The organism is Streptomyces sp. NPDC017940 (assembly GCF_044328435.1).
GTDB lineage: Bacteria > Actinomycetota > Actinomycetes > Streptomycetales > Streptomycetaceae > Streptomyces.
The window spans coordinates 321,631-340,541 of sequence record NZ_JBIRHJ010000002.1 but is presented as its reverse complement, the minus strand read 5'-3'; the positions used below and the strand labels follow the sequence as shown (position 1 = coordinate 340,541).

Below are 18,911 nucleotides of genomic sequence, written 5' to 3'. Positions count from 1 at the left end.
CCGCGCGTGATCGTCCCCGCACACGCTCGGTAGGGGCTTCAGAGGCCCTCGACGAGCACGACCTCCAGGGTGCGCGGACCGTGCACGCCCTCGACGCGGTCGAGTTCGATGTCGCTGGTCGCGGAGGGGCCGGAGATCCAGGTGAGCGGCCGCGCGGGGTCGAGTCGTCGTAGTGCCCGCGGTACGGAGGCGACGACCTGGCCGGGCACGCGGACGACGCAGATGTGGTGGTCGGGTACGAGGGTGATGCGGCGGCGCCCCTGGTCGGGGGAGCCGTCGAGGACGATCGTGCCGGTCTCGGCGACGGCGACCGCGCAGCCGGTGACCACGCTGTCGGCCCGGTCCAGCTGAGCGGGCGTGCTCCCCGCGCGGTCGGGGACGCGCACGGCATCGGCGGCGGCCAGCCAGTCGGGCGGCAGCCCCGGCGGCACCAGGACGGTTCGGGCGCCCCGCGCGGCCAGGAGCCGCGCCAGGAGCTCCGGCAGCCCCGTGCGGTCGGTCCGGTGCACCAGGGCCCGGTAGTCGGCGAGGTTCTCGGCGAGCAGGTCGACGGTCCGCCCGGTGGTGAGGTCGCCGTGCGCGTCCGCGTAACCGCGGTCGACGGCCGCCTCGTACGGCTCGTCGGGGACCGGCCCGAGGGCCCGGGCGATCCGCCCGAGAATGATCTCCCTGCTGCTCACGCGCCGGCCTCCCGGTCGCCGGTGGGTCCGGTGCGTTCTTGGGTGCGCCGCCACCAGTCGCGGAAGGACTCCTCCGGCACCACGGGCAGGTCCCGGGTCGCGCTCCACGCCCGCCCGGGGCCCGGCAGCGTCCGGGGGTGCGCCCCGCGGGTGCGTGCGGCCAGGCGCTGACCGGCCCGCAGCAGCCCCGGCCGGGCGAACACCAGGCCCGCCGCGCGCATGGCGGCCCGCTCGGCCGCGTGCCCCCTCGCCGGTCTGAGGGTCACCCTCGCGCCGTGCCGGGTGAACTCACCGCCCTGGACCACGCGTTCCCGCAGGTGCACGAGGACCTCCGGGATGTCGATGGCGACCGGGCACACCTCGTAGCAGGCGCCGCACAGGCTGGAGGCATAGGGGAGCGAGGCGTCGAGCGCGGTGCCCGTGCCGCGCAGCTGCGGGCCGAGGACGGCGCCGATGGGCCCGGGGTAGACCGAGCCGTACGCGTGCCCGCCCGCGCGCTCGTAGACGGGGCACACGTTCAGGCACGCCGAGCAGCGGATGCAGCGCAGCGCCTGCCGGCCCACCTCGTCGGCGAGGGTGTCGGTGCGGCCGTTGTCGAGCAGGACGAGGTGGAAGGCGCGCGGCCCGTCGCCGTCCGTGGTCCCGGTCCACGTCGAGGTGTACGGGTTCATGCGCTCGGCCGTCGAGGAGCGCGGCAGCGTCTGGAGGAACACCTCCAGGTCCCGCCACGTCGGCACCGTCTTCTCGATGCCGACGACGGAGATCAGGGTCTCGGGCAGCGTCAGACACATCCGGCCGTTGCCCTCGGACTCCACGACCACCAGGGTGCCCGTCTCGGCGACCATGAAGTTCGCGCCGGAGATGCCGACCCTGGCGCGCAGGAACTTCTCCCGCAGGTGCAGCCGGGCCGCCTCGGCGAGATCGGCCGGCGTGTCGGTGAGGCCCTCGGGGGCGGGGCGGCCCCACCGGGCCATCTCCGCGCGGAAGACGTCGCGGATCTCGGCGCGGTTGCGGTGGATGGCGGGGACGAGGATGTGCGAGGGCCGGTCGTCGCCGAGCTGCACGATCAGCTCCGCGAGGTCGGTCTCGTAGGCGCGGATGCCCGCGGTGGCCAGGGCCTCGTTGAGGCCGATCTCCTGGGTGGCCATCGACTTGACCTTGACGACCTCGCGTTCACCGGTGGCCTCGACCAGACCGGTCACGATGCGGTTGGCCTCGTCGGCGTCGGCGGCCCAGTGGACGGTGCCGCCCGCCGCCGTGACGGCCTCCTCCAACTGCTCCAGACAGCGGCCGAGGTGGCGCAGGGTGTGGTCCTTGATCTGCTTGCCCGCCTCGCGGAGCCGCGCCCAGTCGTCGAGTTCGGCGACGGCCCTCGCGCGTTTGTCACGGATGGTGTGGGTGGCGTGGCGGAGGTTGGCGCGCAGGGTGGCGTCGCCGACGGCCTCGCGCGCCGCCTCGGGGAAGGCCGGCATCCCCACGAACGTCCCGCCCATGACCTCGGCTCCCCGAGTCCGCTCACGTCCGGGGCTCCTCGTTCCCCCTCGTCCTCGCTCTCCCTCGTTCTCGGGGCCCCTCACCGCCAGGGCTCCGCCCGCGTGGAGGCCAGGATCTCGGCGATGTGCACGGGCCGCATCCGCGTACGCAGCCGGCTCATCGTGCCGCCGATGTGCATCAGGCAGGAGTTGTCCGCCGCGCACAGGAACTCCGCGCCCGTCGACTCGGCGCCGCGCACCTTGTCGGCGCCCATCGCCGCCGACACGGCGGCGTTCTTCACGGCGAACGTGCCGCCGAAGCCGCAGCACTCCTCGGCGCCGGGCAGCTCGGCGAGGGTCAGTCCCCGCACCGCGGAGAGCAGGCGCCCCGGCCGGTCGCCGAGGCCGAGGGAGCGCAGACCGTGGCAGGTGGGGTGGTAGGTGACGGAGTGCGGGAAGTACGCGCCGACGTCGGTCACGCCGAGCACGTCGATCAGGAACTCCGTCAGCTCGTACGTCTTCGGCACCACGGGGGCGAGAGCGCGGGCCAGCGTGTCTCCCCGGCCCTCCGCGCGGGCCCGCTCTCCCATCCGCGGATACAGCTCGCGCACCATCGCCCCGCACGATCCCGACGGCGTCACGACGGCCTCGTACGCACCGAAGACCTCGCAGAAGTGCCGGGCGAGCGGCTCGGCCCGGTGCCGGTACCCGGTGTTGTAGTGCGCCTGCCCGCAACAGGTCTGCGCCGCCGGGAAGTCCACGTCCACACCCAGTCTGGTCAGGAGCTTCACCACGGCGCGGCCCGTGCCGGGGTACAGCGTGTCGTTGACGCACGTCAGGAACAGCGCGATGCGCATCGCCGGTGCCTCCTGTCGATCATCGGGTGCCCGTGCCCGCAGCGTAATCTGGCGAAGGCGCCGCGGGGGACCCCCGCCGCCCCGAGGGTCCGTCCTCGAACGCCGGACGGGCCGATACCCCCTGCCTAGGAGTTGGCTTGAGCGAGTCGTACCGTCAGCCCGGAGTCGTGCTCACCGACCGCTGGTTCAGTGTGCCGTTGGATCACGGTGTGCCGGACGGTGAGCGGATCGAGCTGTTCGCGCGGGAGTGTGTCGCCGCGGGCCGCGCGGACGCCGGACTGCCGTGGCTGGTGTACCTCCAGGGCGGCCCCGGCTTCGGCGCGCAGCGCTTCAGCGGCAAGCAGGCCTGGCTCGGCCGCGCCCTGCGCGACTACCGGGTGCTGCTGCTCGACCAGCGCGGCACCGGCAGCTCCACGCCCGCCAACCGGCAGACGCTGCCCCTGCGCGGCGGCCCGCGCGAACAGGCCGCCTACCTCGGCCACTTCCGCGCGGACGCGATCGTGCGCGACTGCGAGGCGATCCGCACCGAGGTGACCGGTGGCGCGCCGTGGACGGTCCTCGGCCAGAGCTTCGGCGGCTTCTGCGCCACGCACTATCTGTCGACCGCGCCCGAGGGGCTCGCGACCGCCCTGATCACCGGTGGCCTGCCCTCGCTCGACGGGCACGCGGACGACGTGTACCGCGCCGCGTACCCCCGCATGGAGCGCAAGACCCTCGCGCACTACGCGCGTTACCCGCAGGACGCCGAGCGCGCCGCCCGCGTCGTGGAGTACGCGGCCGAGCACGAGCCCGTGCTCCCCGGCGGCTACCGCCTCACCCCCGAGGCCTTCCAGTCCCTCGGCATCCTGCTCGGCACCGGCGACGGCAGCCACCGCCTGCACTACCTCCTGGAGGACGCCTTCGTGCGGACCCCGGCGGGCCACGCCCTGTCGGACGCCTTCCAGGAGGCCGCCCAGGCGATCCTGTCGTACGCGTCCGCGCCGCTGTACGCCGTCCTGCACGAGGCGATCTACGCCCAGGACGGGCGGCCCACCGCCTGGTCGGCGGAGCGCGTGCGGGCCGAGTTCCCGCGCTTCGACGCGGGCAAGAGCCTCGCCGACGGCACCGCGCCCCTGTTCACCGGCGAGGCCGTGCAGCGCTGGATGTTCGACTGCGACCCGGCCCTGCGCCCGCTGCGCGAGACGGCCGACCTGATCGCCGAACGCACCGACTGGCCCGGGCTGTACGACCCCGCGCGCCTCGCCGCCAACGAGGTCCCCGTGGCCGCGGCCGTCTACCACGACGACATGTACGTCGACACCGCGCACTCCCTGCGCACCGCCCGCACGATCCGCGGTCTTCGGACCTGGGTGACGGACGAGTTCGAACACGACGGGCTGCGGGCCGGTGGCTCCCGGGTCCTCGACCGGCTGCTCGGTCTGGCGCGCGGCGAACTCTGACCGGTCCCGGGCGGCGGGCACCCCGTACGCCCTAGGCTGCCGCCCATGACCGACCAGCAGAACAGTGCCGCGGCGCCCGCCCAGCTCGCCCCCATGCCCGAGGACTGGCAGCGGGCGCTCGCCGTCGTCGCCCACCCGGACGACCTGGAGTACGGCTGCGCGGGCGCCGTCGCCACGTGGACCGACGCGGGGCGCGAGGTCGCCTACCTCCTCGCGACCCGCGGCGAGGCGGGCATCGACACCCTCGCGCCCGCCGAGGCGGGGCCGCTGCGCGAGCGGGAGCAGCGGGCGAGCGCCGCCGTCGTCGGCGTCGGCACCGTGGAGTTCCTCGACCACCGCGACGGCGTGATCGAGTACGGCACGGCGCTGCGCCGCGACATCGCCGCCGCCGTCCGCAGGCACCGGCCCGAGCTCGTCATCACCCTCAACCACCGCGACACCTGGGGCGGCGTCGCCTGGAACACCCCGGACCACGTCGCCGTCGGGCGGGCGACGCTCGACGCCGCGTCGGACGCGGGCAACCGGTGGATCTTCCCCGAGCTGACCGAGCAGGGGCTCGAACCCTGGGACGGGGTGCGGTGGGTGGCCGTGGCCGGCACCGACACCCCCACCCACGCGGTGGACGCCACCGCCGGTCTCGAGCGGGGCATCCGGTCCCTGCTGGAGCACCGGGCGTATCTTGCGGCGCTGACCGACGAGGACCCCGAGACGTACTGCCGTACGTTCCTCGCCGGGTACGCCGAGCAGCTCGCCCCCCGGTTCGGGGGGACTCCCGCGGTGGCCTTCGAGGTGTTCGGGAGGTAGGCGTGCGGGGGGTCATGGGGCCGCGCCCCGGAGCAGGAATCCCCTGCTGCGCGCTTGCCGTGCTGGATTGACATGTGCGGTTGCTGAAACTGCAATGGGGGCATGGGAAGCGCCGACAAGAACCTCAGCCCCGACGACCTGCCCGGCGACGGTGGGACCGACAAGGTGCTCACCGCCGTCGGGCCCCGGCTCCGAAAGATCCGCAAGGAGCGGGGGGCCACCCTCGCGGGGCTCTCCGCCGCGACCGGGATCTCCGTCAGTACGCTGTCGCGGCTCGAATCGGGGGGCCGCAAGCCGAGCCTCGAACTGCTGCTGCCCATCGCCCGGGCACATCAGGTGCCCCTCGACGAGCTCGTCGGCGCGCCCCCGGTGGGCGACCCCCGGGTGCGGGCCAAGCCCATCGTCCGGCACGGGCGCACGATGGTGCCGCTGACCCGGCAGCCCGGCGGGCTCCAGGCGTACAAGGTCATCGAGCCCGCCCGCTCCGCCGAGCCCGACCCCAGGACCCACGAGGGGTACGAGTGGCTGTACATCCTCTCCGGGAGGCTGCGTCTGGTGCTCGCCGAGCACGACGTGGTGCTCGGCCCCGGCGAGGCCGCGGAGTTCGACACCCGGGTGCCGCACTGGTTCGGGTCCGCGGGGGACGGGCCGGTGGAGTTCCTCAGCCTGTTCGGGCCGCAGGGGGAGCGGATGCACGTACGCGCGCGGCCCGCGGCCAAGCGCGGCCAGGAGGAGTGACGGGGCGGGTGGCGGGATCGGGACCCTCCCCCCGCGCACGGTTCCCCTTTGGGCAAGCGACCGCTTAGTATGCGTCCGGAGCACGGTCGACTACAGCGTGGAGGCCCCGCATGCGCGCATGGCACGTACACCGCAACGGCGAGCCCGGTGAGGTGATGCGGCTCGAAGAGGGGGACCTGCCGAAGCCCGGCGCGGGCCAGGTGCTCCTGAGGGTCCGCGCCGCGAGCGTCAACTTCCCGGACGCGCTGCTGTGCCGCGGCCAGTACCAGATCACCCCGCCGCTGCCGTTCACGCCCGGCGTGGAGATCTGCGGCGAGACCGAGGACGGACGGCGCGTCATCGCCACCCCGGCCCTGCCGCACGGCGGCTTCGCCGAGTACGCCCTCGCGGACGCCGCGGCCCTGCTGCCCGCGCCGCAGGCCCTGGACGACGCGGAGGCCGCGACCCTGCACATCGGCTACCAGACCGGCTGGTTCGGCCTGCACCGGCGGGCGCGGCTCACCGCGGGCGAGACCCTGCTCGTGCACGCGGCGGCGGGCGGCGTCGGCAGCGCGGCGGTGCAGCTCGGCAAGGCCGCGGGCGCCACCGTCATCGGTGTGGTCGGCGGCGCCGAGAAGGCCGAGGTCGCCCGGCGGCTCGGCTGCGACCTGGTCGTGGACCGGCTCGCGGACGACATCGTGGGCGCCGTGAAGGAGGCCACCGGCGGCCGCGGCGCCGACGTCGTCTTCGACCCCGTGGGCGGCGACGCCTACACCAAGTCCGCGAAGTGCGTGGCCTTCGAGGGCCGCATCCTCGTCGTCGGCTTCGCGAGCGGCACCGTCCCGACGCCCGCCCTGAACCACGCCCTGGTGAAGAACTACTCGATCCTCGGGCTGCACTGGGGCCTGTACAACACCAAGGACCCCCGCGCGGTCCTGGAGTGCCACGACCACCTCGGTCAGCTCGCCGCCAAGGGCGCCATCAAGCCGCTGATCAGCGAGCGCGTGCCGCTCGGCGGGGCCGCTAAGGCCGTGCAGCGCGTCGCCGACGGGACCACCACGGGCCGTGTGGCCGTCCTGCCCGCGCTCACCGAGGAGGCCGCCGCGTGACCGGCGCCGCCGAACTCCGCCGCCGCACCCGCGACCTGCTCGCGGCGCACCCGGTCGCGACCACCGGACGCACCGCGTTCCTCGGGGCGCGCTTCGACGCCGGGCTCGCCTGGGTCCACTACCCCGAGGGCCTCGGCGGTCTCGGCGCCCCGCGCTCGCTCCAGGCCGTGGTGGACGCCGAGCTCGAGGCGGCGGGCGCGCCCGACAACGACCCGCGCCGCATCGGCATCGGCCTCGGCATGGCCGCCCCCACCATCCTGGCCTTCGGCACCGACGAGCAGAAGCGCCGCCTGCTGCGGCCGCTGTGGATCGGCGACGAGGTGTGGTGCCAGCTGTTCAGCGAGCCGGGCGCCGGATCGGACCTCGCGGCGCTCGGCACCCGCGCCGTCCGTGACGGCGACGACTGGATCGTGGACGGGCAGAAGGTGTGGACGTCCAGCGCGCACACCGCACGCTGGGGCATCCTCATCGCCCGCACCGACCCCGGGCTGCCCAAGCACCGCGGCATCACGTACTTCCTCTGCGACATGACCGACCCGGGCGTCGAGGTGCGGCCGCTGCGCCAGATCACCGGCGAGGCCGAGTTCAACGAGGTCTTCCTCACCGGCGTGCGCATCCCCGACAGCCACCGCCTCGGCCCGGTCGGCGACGGCTGGAAGGTCGCGCAGACCACCCTCATGAACGAGCGCGTTTCCATCGGCGGCATGCGGATCCCGCGCGAGGGCGGCATGATCGCCCCGGTCGCGCGGGCCTGGCGCGAGCGCCCCGAACTGCGCACCCACGACCTGCACCAGCGCCTCCTGACGCTCTGGGTGGAGGCGGAGGTCGCCAGGATCACCGGCGAACGGCTGCGCCAGCAGCTCGTCGCGGGACAGCCGGGACCCGAGGGCTCCGGCATGAAGCTCGGCTTCGCCCGGCTCAACCAGGAGATCAGCGGCCTCGAGGTGGAACTCCTCGGCGACGAGGGCCTGCTGTACGACGACTGGACGATGCGCAGGCCCGACCTCGTCGACTTCACCGGACGCGAGGCCGGCTACCGCTACCTGCGTGCCAAGGGCAACAGCATCGAGGGCGGCACCAGCGAGGTGCTCCTGAACATCGTCGCCGAGCGCGTACTCGGCCTGCCGCAGGAACCGCGTACCGACAAGGACGTCGCCTGGAAGGACCTGACCCGATGACGGTGGAGCCCGCACAGACCAACCTGCTCTACACCGAGGAGGAGGAAGCGCTGCGGTCCGCCGTGCGCTCCCTGCTCGCCGACCGCTGCGACGCGGCCACCGTCCTCGCCCGCACCGAGTCGGAGCAGCCGCACGACCGCGAGCTGTGGAAGATGCTCGCCGAGGGCATGGGCCTCGCCGGGCTGCTCGTGCCCGAGTCCCACGGCGGACAGGGCGCCACGCACCGGGAGGCCGCCGTCGTCCTCGAGGAACTCGGCCGGACGGTGGCGCCGGTGCCGTTCCTGACGAGCGCCGTCATCGCCACCGAGACGCTGCTCGCCTGCCCGGACGACGCCGCCGAACTGCTCGCCGCCCTGGCGTCCGGCCGCACGGTCGCCGTGCTCGCGGTGCCGTTCGCCACCGCGCCGGGTGGCACCCGCGCGCCGGTGCGGTACGTGGGCGGGGCGCTGCACGGCGAGGTCACCGGGGTCGCCGACGCGGCGGTCGCCGACATCCTGCTCGTCCCGACCGCCGAGGGCCTGTTCGCCGCCGAAACCGGCCGCGACGGCGTCACCGTCACCCCGCGGACGTCCCTGGACCGCACCCGTCCACTGGCCGCGGTCACCTTCGACGGGGCCCCGGCCCGGCGGCTCGCGGCGGGCGCGGACACCCCGGTGCGCCTCGGTCTGCGCGCCGGGGCCGGGCTGCTCGCCTCCGAGCAACTCGGCATCGCCGAATGGTGCCTGGCGCAGACCGTCCGGTACACCAAGGAGCGGCACCAGTTCAACCGGCCCGTCGGCTCCTTCCAGGCGCTCAAGCACCGGCTCGCCAAGAGCTGGCTCGACGTGGTGAACACCCGCGCCGCCGCCCGGCACGCCGCCGACGCCCTCGCCACCGGCAGCGACGAGCCGAACCTCGCGGCGTCCGTCGCGCAGGCGTACGCCGCCCCCGTGGCGGTGCGCGCCGCCGAGGAGGCGCTCCAGCTGCACGGCGGCATCGGCATGACCTGGGAGCACCCCGTCCACCTCTACCTCAAGCGCGCCAAGGCCGACTCGATCGGGCTCGGCACGGCCGGACAGCACAAGGAGGCCCTCGCGGAGCTGGTCGCGCTGCCTGCACCCTGAGGCCCCCACGCCCCTTCCGCACCGCCCTGACCTGGGCCTGCTCCGCAAGTCGTAGGACACCCCTCCCTCCCGCACCCATTACATGAGGCATAATTGCGAGCTGTTCGCAAGAAGGTTTGATCTTCAGTAGGGGTGTGGAGCATGAGGGCCCGATCCATACGGACCACGGGCGCGGTCGCGGCGACCGCCGCACTGGCGGTCGCCGCGTCGGCCTGTTCGTCACCGGACGACGGCAAGGGCGGCTCCGGTACGTCGGCGGTCGTCGGCATCGCGTACGAACCCGAGACCCTCAGCCCGCTCCTCGGCTACGGCAAGGACGGCAACTCCAAGATCTTCGACGGTCTGCTCACGCACGACGCGGACATGGAGCTCAAGCCCGCGCTCGCCGCGAAGCTGCCGAAGGTCGGCGACGACGGCACGACCTACACCTACGAGCTGCGCAAGGACGTCAAGTTCAGCGACGGCAAGCCGTTCACGGCCAAGGACGTCGTCTTCACGTACGAGACGATCCTCGACAAGAAGACCAACAACGCCTCCAAGACCGAGCTGGACGCCGTCAAGAGCGTCGAGGCCAAGGGCGACGACACCGTCGTCTTCCACCTCAAGTACCCCTACGCCCCGTTCGCCGAGCGCACCGTCCTGCCCATCGCGCCCCAGCACGTCGCGGGCAAGCAGGACGTGAACAGCGGCGCCTTCACCACCGAGCCGATCGGCACCGGGCCCTACGAGCTGGTGAAGTGGTCCAAGGGCGAGAAGCTCGTCTTCAAGGCCAACCCGGACTACTGGGGCGGCGCGCCGAAGATCAAGAACTTCACGATGGCGATCGTCAAGGACGACGACCTGCGCGCCACCCGCCTGCGCACCGGCGACCTGGACGGCGCCATCCTGCCGCCGAACCTCGCCAAGACCTTCACGTCCGACGCGGACAAGAAGACGTACGCCGCCAAGACGTTCGACTACCGCGTCGTGACCCTGCCGACCGGCAACAAGGTCGCGGGCGACACCGCCGTGCGGCGCGCGCTCGACGTCGGCGTCGACCGCAAGGCCATGGTCGACTCCATCCTGGAGGGCGCGGGCAAGGAGGCCTACGGCCCGGTCCCGACGGACAGCCCCTGGTTCACCGAGGGCACCGAGCGCCGGTTCGACGCGGCGAAGGCCAAGAAGATCCTCGACGACGCCGGCTGGAAGCCCGGCAAGGGCGGCATCCGCGAGAAGGACGGCGTCCGGGCGCAGTTCCCGCTCTGGTACCTCTCCGGCGACAAGCTCCGCCAGGACCACGCGCTCGCCTACGCCTCCGACGCCAAGAAGCTCGGCATCGAGGTCGAGGTGCAGTCCGGCACCTGGGAGGTCATCGAGCCCCGGATGCCCAAGGACGCGGTCCTCGCGGGCGGCGGCTCCCCGGCCGACCCCGACTTCGACCAGTACACGCTCCTGAAGTCCTCCCTCGCCGGTGACGGCTTCAACAACATGGCGCACTACGACAACCCCGAGGTCGACAAGGCCCTGGAGGACGCCCGCAGGAGCGGCGACCACGCGAAGCGGCAGGCCGCCTACGACACCGTCCAGCGCGAACTGGTGCAGAACCCGGGCTACACCTTCCTCACCCACATCGACCACCTGTACGTCGTGAACAAGTCCTACGGCGACCTCTCCACCCAGGTGGAGCCGCACGACCACGGCCTCGCCTCGGGACCCTGGTGGAACGTCGAGGACTGGCAGCCGAAGAAGTGACCGGGCGGCTGCCCTGGGGCCCGATGGCGCGGCTCGTGGGACGGCGGGCGGCGTTCGCCGTCCCCGTCCTGCTCGTCGTCACCTTCGGCGTCTTCGCCGTCGCGGAGGCCTCGCCCTTCGACCCCGTCAAGGCGTACGCGGGCACCGCCGGGCTCACCTCCTCCCAGGAGAACCTGGACCAGCTCCGCGCCAACCTCGGCGTCGACGAACCGCTGGTATCCCGCTGGTGGGACTGGCTCACCGCCGCCCTGCACGGCGACCTCGGGGACTCCAGCACGCTGCGCCAGCCCGTCGCGGACGCCATCGGTGAACGCGTCGGCTGGTCCGTGCTGCTCGCCGCGACGGCGTTCGTCCTCGCCGTCCTCGTGGGCTCCGCACTCGGCGTACTCGCCGCCCGCCGCCCCGGCGGCTGGCTCGACCGCTGCGTGACCTCCCTCGCCTACACCCTGGAGGCCGCGCCGCCGTTCTGGCTCGGCCTGCTCGCCGTGTGGTTCTTCGCCCTCGAACTGGGCGTGCTGCCCGCGGGCGGGCTCACCGACACCTCCAGCGTGGCCGTGACGGCCGGGCAGGTGACCCGGCACCTCGTGCTGCCCGCCGGCGTGCTCGCCGTCTCGCAGCTGCCCTGGTTCGTCCTGTACGTACGCCAGGGCGTGGGCGACGCACTCGGCGACGACCCGGTCAGGGGCGCCCGTGCCCGCGGTCTCGCCGAGCGGACCGTGCTCCTGAAGCACGCGTTCCGCTCCGGCATGCTGCCGGTGCTCACGCTCATCGGCTCCCGGGTACCCGAACTGATCACCGGCGCCCTGCTCGTGGAGACCGTCTTCAGCTGGCCCGGCATCGCCGCCGCGACCGTGCAGGCCGCGACGTCCGTGGACTTCCCGCTGCTCGCCGCGCTCACCGCCCTAGCCACGGTGGCGGTCCTGCTCGGCAACCTGCTCGCGGACCTGCTCTACGGGCTCGCCGACCCGAGGGTGGGATTCGATGGCTGAGACCGGAACGACTGCCGGTGCCGCGACGACGGCCGACAAGGGCACCGTCTGGCGCCCGGTGGCGGGGCGGTCCGTCGCGGGCAGCCGCAAGGCGTCCCGCTCGACCCGGGCCTGGCGGGTGGGGAGCTCGGCCGTGATCGTCGTCGCCGTCGTCCTCGCCGTCCTGATCGTGCCGCCCCTCGCGGACCTCGACGAACAGGCCGTCCACCTCGCCGACAAGCTCCTGCCGCCCTCCGTCGAACACCCCTTCGGCACCGACGACGTGGGCCGCGACCTGCTCCTGCGCTGCGTCTACGGGCTGCGGGTCTCCCTCCTCGTCGGGGTGGTCGCCGCCGTCGTGGCCACCGTCATCGGCACCGCCGTCGGCGCCGTCGCCGCGTCCGCGGGCGGCTGGGTGGACCGGGTCGTCATGCGGCTCGTCGACGTCTTCTCGTCGGTTCCGCACCTGCTGCTCGGCATCTTCATCGTGGCGATGTTCCGGCCGGGCGTATGGCCCGTGGTGATCTCCGTGGCGCTCACCCACTGGCTCTCCACGGCCCGCATCGTGCGCGCCGAGGTCCTCTCGCTGCGCTCGCGCCCCTACGTCGACGCGGCCATCTCCGGCGGGGCGTCCCGGTGGCGCGTCACCGTGCGGCACCTGCTGCCGGGCGTGCTGCCCCAGGCAGGGCTCGCCGCCGTCCTGATGGTCCCGCACGCCATCTGGCACGAGTCCGCCCTGTCCTTCCTCGGCCTCGGCCTGCCGACACACCAGGCGAGCCTCGGCACCCTGGTGCAGGGCGCCCGCAGTTCGCTGCTCGCGGGCGACTGGTGGCCGACGCTCTTCCCCGGCCTGTTCATCATCGTGCCGACCCTGGCGATCGCGGGCCTCGCGGGCGCCTGGCGGGACCGGATCAACCCGCGCCGACGATCGGAGCTGATGCTGTGACCCGGCCCGTCCTCTCGGTACGGGGGCTCTCCGTGCGCTTCCGCATGCGCGGCGGCGCCCAGGTGGCCGCCGTCACCGACGCCCGCTTCGACCTGGCGGCGGGGGAGTGCCTGGCCCTCGTCGGCGAGAGCGGCTGCGGCAAGTCGGTGCTCGCGTCGGCGCTGCTCGGCCTGCTGCCCGAGAACGCCGAGACCGCGGGCGCCGCACTCCTCGGCGACGGCACCGACCTGCTCACCGCCGACGAGCGCACCCTGGCCCGCACCGTACGAGGCCGGCGCGTCGGCCTCGTACCCCAGAGCCCGGCGGCGCACCTGACGCCCGTACGCACGGTGCGCTCCCAGCTGGAGGAGACCCTGCGGGAACTCGCCGGGGTCCGCAGGCCCGACCTGCGCGAGGCCGCCGCTGCCGCCGCCGAGCGCGCCTCCTTCCCGCTCGGCCACCTCGACCGCTACCCGCACGAGCTGTCCGGCGGCCTCGCCCAGCGCGCCGCGACCGCCCTCGCCCTGATCGGCGACGCCCCGCTGCTCCTCGCCGACGAGCCCACCACCGGCCTCGACCGCGAGCTCGTCGACCGCACCGTGGACGAACTGCGCCGCCACGTCGGCGACGACCGCGCCCTGCTCCTGATCACCCACGACCTCGCGGCGGCCGACCGCGTCGCCGACCGCGTCGCCGTGATGTACGCGAGCCGCGTCGTCGAGATCGCCGGAGCGGACGCCTTCTTCGGCGACCCGGGACCGCGCCACCCCTACGCGCGCGGCCTCCTGAACGCCCTGCCGGAGCGGGAGTTCGCCCCCATACCCGGCATGCCGCCCGAGCTGTCCGCGCTGCCCGACGGCTGCGCCTTCGCCGCCCGCTGCCCCCGCGCGGACACGGCGTGCGGGACGCTCCCCGCGCTCGCCGCCACCGGCGTCGCCTGCCACCACCCGGTCACCGCGGCGCTGGAGGCCCCCCGTGCTTGAACTGCGCTCCCTGACGGCCGGGTACGACCGCCGCGCACCCGTCGTCCGCGACGTCAGCCTCACCATCGCGCCCGGCGAGTCCGTCGGCCTGCTCGGCCCCAGCGGCTGCGGCAAGTCCACGCTCGCACGGGTCGCCGCGCTGCTCCACCGGCCGGACCGGGGCCAGGTCGTCGTCGACGGCGAACCGGCCCGAGGCTGGCGGCACCGGGCACCACGCGCCCAGCGCACCGCGTTCGGCGTCGTCTTCCAGCAGCCGCGCCTGTCGGCCGATCCGCGCCTGACCCTCACCCAGCTGATCGCGGAACCGCTGCGGGCCACCGGACGCGCCGGCGACGTCCCGGAGCGGGTGCCGGACCTCGCCCGCACCGTCGGCCTCGGCGCGGACCTGCTGGGGCGCCGCCCGCACGAGGTCAGCGACGGCCAGCTCCAGCGCGCCTGCCTGGCCCGCGCCCTGGTCCTGCGCCCCCGCTGGCTGATCTGCGACGAGATGACGGCCATGCTGGACGCCTCCACGACCGCCGCACTCGTGGCCGCCGTCGAGGAGTACCGCGCCGACAGCGGCGCGGGGCTCCTCGCCGTGGGGCACGACCGGGTGCTCCTTGAGCGCTGGTGCGAACGCACGGTTCAGTGGGGCGAGTTGGCGGGCGCGGCCGACGCCGCCGGGTAGCGGAACAATCCGGTGCCCCGGTGCGCTCTCCCCGCTACGGTGGAGGCGTCCAGGTGCGAAGGGGCGGGCTGCTTCGTTTCGGGAACGGGCGGTCGCGGGTTCGCATCCCGTCGTCGACCTCGGGTCGGCGTAGCTCAGCGGTGGAGCACCGTGTCGCCTGCCCCGGCTCCGGTCTCTGGACATCCGATGCGAGCCGTCTGCCCACGGGGGAACCGGGCAGGCGGCTCCGTCGTACGCCTCGGCCGGGACGCCGGGGGCCCCGGCGTCCCGGCGGGCCGACGGGTCAGCCCCGCTCCACCACGAGCACCTCCATCCCCCCGCTCCCGCACCGCCCGAACCTCCTGCCGTGCCGGGCCGTCGTCCACGACCACCGGGTCGAAGTCGGACAACGGCGCCAAGGCGTACAGGCCGTCGCGGGTGGACTTCGTATGGCCGGCGAGCAGCACGCGCCGCGTGGCCGCCACCATCGTCGCCGCACGCGGTGAACGCACGGCGTCGAGAGCGCCAACTCCCAGGACGGGGAGTTTTCGTGGCGCGACCGGAGCCCCATACTCACGCTGTCCCCACCCCTCCCTGTCCTCCAGGAGTCACCCCATGGCCCTCACCCGTCGCAGAGCCCTGACCACCTTCGGTGCCGCCGTCACGACCGCCGTCGCCGCACCCGGCCTGGCCCACGCCGCGACCCCGGCCGCCCCGACCACGCGGTCCCCGGGCACGGCGGCCGCGGGAGCACGGCGCCCCCGCCCCCGCCCGCTCGCCCAGGCGCACGCCCACAACGACTACGAGCACGCCCGTCCCCTCCTGGACGCCCTCGACCACCGCTTCACCAGCGTCGAGGCCGACATCTTCCTCGTCGGCGGCAAGCTCCTTGTCGCCCACGACCCGGAGGACCTCGACCCGGCCCGTACCCTCCAATCGCTCTACCTGGACCCGCTCGCCGCCCGTGTCCGGCGGCACCACGGCTCCGTGCATCCGCGCGGGCACGGCCAGTTCCAGCTCCTGATCGACATCAAGACCGAGGGCGTGTCGACGTACCACGCACTGGATCTGCTCCTGCGCCGCTACCGGCACCTGTTCACCACCTACGCCCACGGCAAGGTGTACCGCTCCGCCGTCACGGCCGTGGTCTCCGGCGACCGCGCGGCCCGGGTGCCGATGGCGGGGCAGCGGGTGCGGCGCGCCTTCTACGACGGCCGTCTCGCCGATCTCGGCACCGCGGCCCCGCCTCCTTCATCCCGCTCATCAGCGACAACTGGTCGCTCAACTTCAGCTGGCGGGGCGTCGGCCCGATCCCGCCCGCCGAACGCGAGAAGCTGCGCGGCATCGTGTCGGCGGCACACCGGCGCGGGCAGCGCGTCCGCTTCTGGGCCACCCCCGATCTGCCCGGACCCGCCCGTGACGCGGTGTGGGCCGAACTCCTCGCCGCCGGTGTCGACCACCTCAACACCGACGACCTCGCGGGACTCGAGGCGTTCCTCGACGCGCGCGGCAGGTAAAGGTAACGGCCCGTACGCCATGGTTCCCCGGAAACCACTCGTCCGGCAGACACGCCGGTCACCCGGGCAAACCCTCTGCTACGCCACACTTGCGGCCGAAAGGCGTGTTTCCGGCGTGGCGGAGGAGGTCCGTGATGGCTGTTTCGATTTCCGTGGGGCTGTTGCTCGCGATCGTGGCGGTGATCCTGCTGCGCAACGGGGGCATGAAGGTGTCGCACGCCGTGGTGTGCGGGCTGCTCGGCTTCTATCTCGCGAGCACGAGTGTCGCGCCCACCATCCACAACGGCATGACGGCGACGGCGGACATCGTCAGCGGTATCCACCCTTGACGCCTTGACGCCTTGACGCCTTGACGCCTTGATGCCTTGACGCCTTGACGCCTTGACGCCCCCGGAGCCCCCGCACCGGCCGTGACCGTGATCGTGTCCGGCGCGTGAACAACTCCCGTACATACATGGACACTTCAAGGGCTCGGCCCTGGCTCCGCCCCATGCCACGCATCGCCCGGAGCAACCGGGGCCGCGCCCGCGGCGGCGGCACCACCCCCGACCTGTTCGGCGCCGAGGAGTGTTCGACGGCCTGGTGGCGGTGCGGGACACAGGATGAGGCGCCGCCCGCCCGAGGAGCACCTGCCGGAGAACTACTGTCCGGAGAGCTGCTGGCCCGGAAGCTGCTTGCGCGTGGGCTACTTGCCCGAGAACACCGCGATGCCGTTGGGCACGGGCCGTTCCGCGCCGCCGCTCGGATGGTTGCGCACCGACACCGCGGGCGCCCCCGGTGCCCGCGCGGCCAGGGTGCTCGAACCGCCACCGTCCAGGCTGAAGCCGTCGTCCGCGCCGAGAGCGCGCAGGGCTGCGGCGACCTCGGCGATGGTCAGACCGGTGCGGAACTCGGCGGCGCCGTCCAGGGCGAGCAGGAAGAGACGCCTGCCGTCGGCGGAGACACCGGCGGCGGTGCGCACGGCGGAGACCCGGGCGTCGAGCCCGGGCAGCGGCGCGCCGTCACGCAGCACGGGATAGCCGCCGAGCGCGAAGCCGTACGGCACCCGCGACGCGGCGGCGACGAGGCGGTGCCGCACCTGCACCGAGTCGCCGACCGACAGCTTGCGCAGCTCCTGGGCGCCCGCCTCGCGGCCGACGAGGACCGTGGTGCCGGCGGGGATGGCACCGCGGCCCGGGGTGTCGGCCCGCGCGGCCACCTTGCCCTGCCGCACCGTCACCTCGTAGGTGTCGCTGCTGCACGGCGCGCCCCGGTCCGTGTCGGTGCCGCAGGTCGCGCGCACCCGTGAGGTGCTGCCCCACAGGCTGGTGAACGCGCCGATCGAACCCTCTGCGAGCGCGTACTGGTTGAGTCCGCGCAGCGGTTGCCGCCCCTGCCGGGAGTCGATGTGGCCGTCCAGGCTCATGCGGTCCAGGCGTGCCCTGCCGTCGGTGCCCACCCCGAGGACGTCCTCGGTGGTGGTGCCGGGCGGCAGCGCGGGCCCGAACCGCTGGCCGTCGGGAACGGCCGCCTTCAGTGGCAGACCGGCGGCGACGGCGGGACCCACGGGCGCGCCCGTGGCCTCGACGCCGGGGTGCTGGGTCTCCGTGATGTTGAAGAAGTCGCCGTTGACACCGGCGACCGCGCCCGCCCGGTCCGCCATCGCGGACACCGCCTGCCGGGCACCGACCGCGCCCGGGTGGAGCAGGCCGACGCGCACGCGCGGGTCCCGCAGGTTCACGTTGAGGACATGGGCGTGGGCGGTGCCGTTCGCGGCCGGGATGTCGTAGTCGCGGTACGCCACACCGGGGGCGACGCGGATGCTTCCCGGCGGCGCGCCGGCACCGCCGGGAACGGCACCGGCCGATGCCGCCCCCGTGAGGGCGACACCGGCCAGCGTGGTCAGAGCCGTGCACAGGGGCAGCGCACCTCTGGCGCCCGCCCACCGCAGGGAGCCGGTTCTGAACCGTCCACCGTGCTGCGTACGAGGTGTCACGAGTCCCCCTCTGACAGGAGTCGGGCCGCACAACGTTCCCAGTGCCCCAAGGACTTGACCAGACGGGGGTGGCTAGGTGCCGACCAGCCGGGAACGGATGAGGAAACGCACCCCTTCGGGCGCCTCCAGGGAGAAGCCGCTGCCCCGGCCCGCCACCACGTCGACGATGAGCCGGGTGTGGCTCCACACCTCGAACTGGGTCTTGGACATCCAGAACGGTACTGGCTCCGACACCCCCGCCACGGTGAGCGACGCGAGCAGAACGTCGGAGTCACCCGTGCGGAACTCTCCGTCGGGGTAGCACATCGGCGCGCTGCCGTCGCAGCAGCCGCCGGACTGATGGAACATCAGCGGGCCGTGGGCCTGCCGCAGCTGCCGCAGCAGATCGGCGGCGGCCGGCGTCAGCTCCACGCGCGGGGTGTCGGCCATGGCTCGTGGGTCTCCCGTCCGTGGGCGAGTCGTGCCTGCGCCGACCAGGGAAGCGCCCCCGACGTTGCGAGGACGTTGCAGCGAACGGAGAGCCTGGGATGCTATGAGGTGATAAAACGTACATAGGGTATCCAGTGTCCTGCCGACGGGACACCCGGTGCCACGCCTTGCCCGGGGGAGCGGCACCCTCATAGGCTCACCGCCGGACTGCGGCAAGCCGTCTTCCGAGTTCTGTCACCGCGGTGTGCCGAATATGCGGTCCGTTGTTCTGTCCAGTGTTCTGTCCAGAAGAACTCTGCCGCCCATAGGGAACGTTGACGCGTGTTCCCGATAACTCGGCAGAACGGCTCCCCTGTTTGTGTGGACCCGGTCCGCGAT

General features: G+C 73.7%; 17 protein-coding genes and 1 pseudogene. 13 read left to right on the top strand and 5 right to left on the bottom strand.

Annotated features, from left to right (window positions below; genetic code table 11):
• Positions 1-38 precede the first annotated feature (38 nt).
• The 3 genes from ACH4DX_RS07500 to ACH4DX_RS07490 form a co-directional block, all read right to left on the bottom strand.
• Positions 39-680 (bottom strand): lactate utilization protein C, encoded by a 642-nt coding sequence (locus tag ACH4DX_RS07500; RefSeq protein ID WP_398154380.1) that lies wholly within the window; start codon positions 678-680, stop codon positions 39-41.
• Positions 677-2,173: a lactate utilization protein B gene (locus ACH4DX_RS07495; protein WP_398154379.1), complete on the bottom strand. Its 1,497-nt coding sequence runs from the start codon at positions 2,171-2,173 to the stop codon at positions 677-679. The genes ACH4DX_RS07500 and ACH4DX_RS07495 overlap by 4 nt, the downstream gene beginning before the upstream one ends.
• 80 nt (positions 2,174-2,253) lie before the next feature.
• The gene (locus ACH4DX_RS07490) at positions 2,254-3,009 is read right to left on the bottom strand and encodes a (Fe-S)-binding protein (RefSeq protein ID WP_398154378.1); all 756 of its coding nucleotides are present in this window, start codon (positions 3,007-3,009) and stop codon (positions 2,254-2,256) included.
• 137 nt (positions 3,010-3,146) lie between these two features.
• Between ACH4DX_RS07490 and ACH4DX_RS07485 the strand changes: the two genes are divergently transcribed.
• From ACH4DX_RS07485 to ACH4DX_RS07425, 13 genes and pseudogenes are all read left to right on the top strand, one after another.
• Positions 3,147-4,448, top strand: coding sequence for an alpha/beta fold hydrolase (locus tag ACH4DX_RS07485; RefSeq protein ID WP_398154377.1), 1,302 nt, complete (start codon positions 3,147-3,149; stop codon positions 4,446-4,448).
• Between the two features lie 45 nt (positions 4,449-4,493).
• A complete protein-coding gene (locus ACH4DX_RS07480; RefSeq protein ID WP_398123921.1) occupies positions 4,494-5,252 on the top strand; it encodes a PIG-L deacetylase family protein in 759 nt (252 codons plus the stop codon).
• A 102-nt stretch (positions 5,253-5,354) separates the two neighbouring features.
• Positions 5,355-5,990, top strand: a complete 636-nt coding sequence (locus ACH4DX_RS07475; RefSeq protein WP_398154376.1) for a helix-turn-helix domain-containing protein — start codon at positions 5,355-5,357, stop codon at positions 5,988-5,990.
• 110 nt (positions 5,991-6,100) lie between these two features.
• The gene (locus ACH4DX_RS07470; protein WP_398154375.1) at positions 6,101-7,078 is read left to right on the top strand and encodes an NADPH:quinone oxidoreductase family protein; all 978 of its coding nucleotides are present in this window, start codon (positions 6,101-6,103) and stop codon (positions 7,076-7,078) included.
• Positions 7,075-8,256, top strand: a complete 1,182-nt coding sequence (locus ACH4DX_RS07465) for an acyl-CoA dehydrogenase family protein (RefSeq protein ID WP_398123924.1) — start codon at positions 7,075-7,077, stop codon at positions 8,254-8,256. The genes ACH4DX_RS07470 and ACH4DX_RS07465 overlap by 4 nt, the downstream gene beginning before the upstream one ends.
• Positions 8,253-9,359: an acyl-CoA dehydrogenase family protein gene (locus ACH4DX_RS07460; RefSeq protein ID WP_398154374.1), complete on the top strand. Its 1,107-nt coding sequence runs from the start codon at positions 8,253-8,255 to the stop codon at positions 9,357-9,359. Before ACH4DX_RS07465 ends, ACH4DX_RS07460 begins: the two co-directional genes overlap by 4 nt.
• A gap of 141 nt (positions 9,360-9,500) precedes the next feature.
• The gene (locus ACH4DX_RS07455) at positions 9,501-11,090 is read left to right on the top strand and encodes an ABC transporter substrate-binding protein (protein WP_398154373.1); all 1,590 of its coding nucleotides are present in this window, start codon (positions 9,501-9,503) and stop codon (positions 11,088-11,090) included.
• Positions 11,087-12,079, top strand: coding sequence for an ABC transporter permease (locus tag ACH4DX_RS07450; RefSeq protein ID WP_398154751.1), 993 nt, complete (start codon positions 11,087-11,089; stop codon positions 12,077-12,079). The genes ACH4DX_RS07455 and ACH4DX_RS07450 overlap by 4 nt, the downstream gene beginning before the upstream one ends.
• Positions 12,072-13,004 (top strand): ABC transporter permease, encoded by a 933-nt coding sequence (locus ACH4DX_RS07445; protein WP_398123928.1) that lies wholly within the window; start codon positions 12,072-12,074, stop codon positions 13,002-13,004. The genes ACH4DX_RS07450 and ACH4DX_RS07445 overlap by 8 nt, the downstream gene beginning before the upstream one ends.
• 44 nt (positions 13,005-13,048) lie before the next feature.
• Positions 13,049-13,966 (top strand): ABC transporter ATP-binding protein, encoded by a 918-nt coding sequence (locus ACH4DX_RS07440; RefSeq protein ID WP_398154750.1) that lies wholly within the window; start codon positions 13,049-13,051, stop codon positions 13,964-13,966.
• Positions 13,959-14,633, top strand: a complete 675-nt coding sequence (locus tag ACH4DX_RS07435; RefSeq protein WP_398123929.1) for an ABC transporter ATP-binding protein — start codon at positions 13,959-13,961, stop codon at positions 14,631-14,633. Before ACH4DX_RS07440 ends, ACH4DX_RS07435 begins: the two co-directional genes overlap by 8 nt.
• A 594-nt stretch (positions 14,634-15,227) precedes the next feature.
• A pseudogene (locus tag ACH4DX_RS07430) lies at positions 15,228-16,129 on the top strand (phosphatidylinositol-specific phospholipase C/glycerophosphodiester phosphodiesterase family protein).
• A 134-nt stretch (positions 16,130-16,263) separates the two neighbouring features.
• A complete protein-coding gene (locus ACH4DX_RS07425; RefSeq protein ID WP_398123931.1) occupies positions 16,264-16,458 on the top strand; it encodes a hypothetical protein in 195 nt (64 codons plus the stop codon).
• 356 nt (positions 16,459-16,814) lie between these two features.
• Here the strand turns inward: ACH4DX_RS07425 and ACH4DX_RS07420 are convergent, their stop codons facing one another.
• Both ACH4DX_RS07420 and ACH4DX_RS07415 read right to left on the bottom strand, forming a co-directional pair.
• Positions 16,815-18,104, bottom strand: a complete 1,290-nt coding sequence (locus ACH4DX_RS07420) for a phosphodiester glycosidase family protein (protein ID WP_398154372.1) — start codon at positions 18,102-18,104, stop codon at positions 16,815-16,817.
• A 72-nt stretch (positions 18,105-18,176) separates the two neighbouring features.
• Positions 18,177-18,533, bottom strand: coding sequence for a DUF779 domain-containing protein (locus ACH4DX_RS07415; RefSeq protein ID WP_398123933.1), 357 nt, complete (start codon positions 18,531-18,533; stop codon positions 18,177-18,179).
• Between the last annotated feature and the right edge of the window lie 378 nt (positions 18,534-18,911).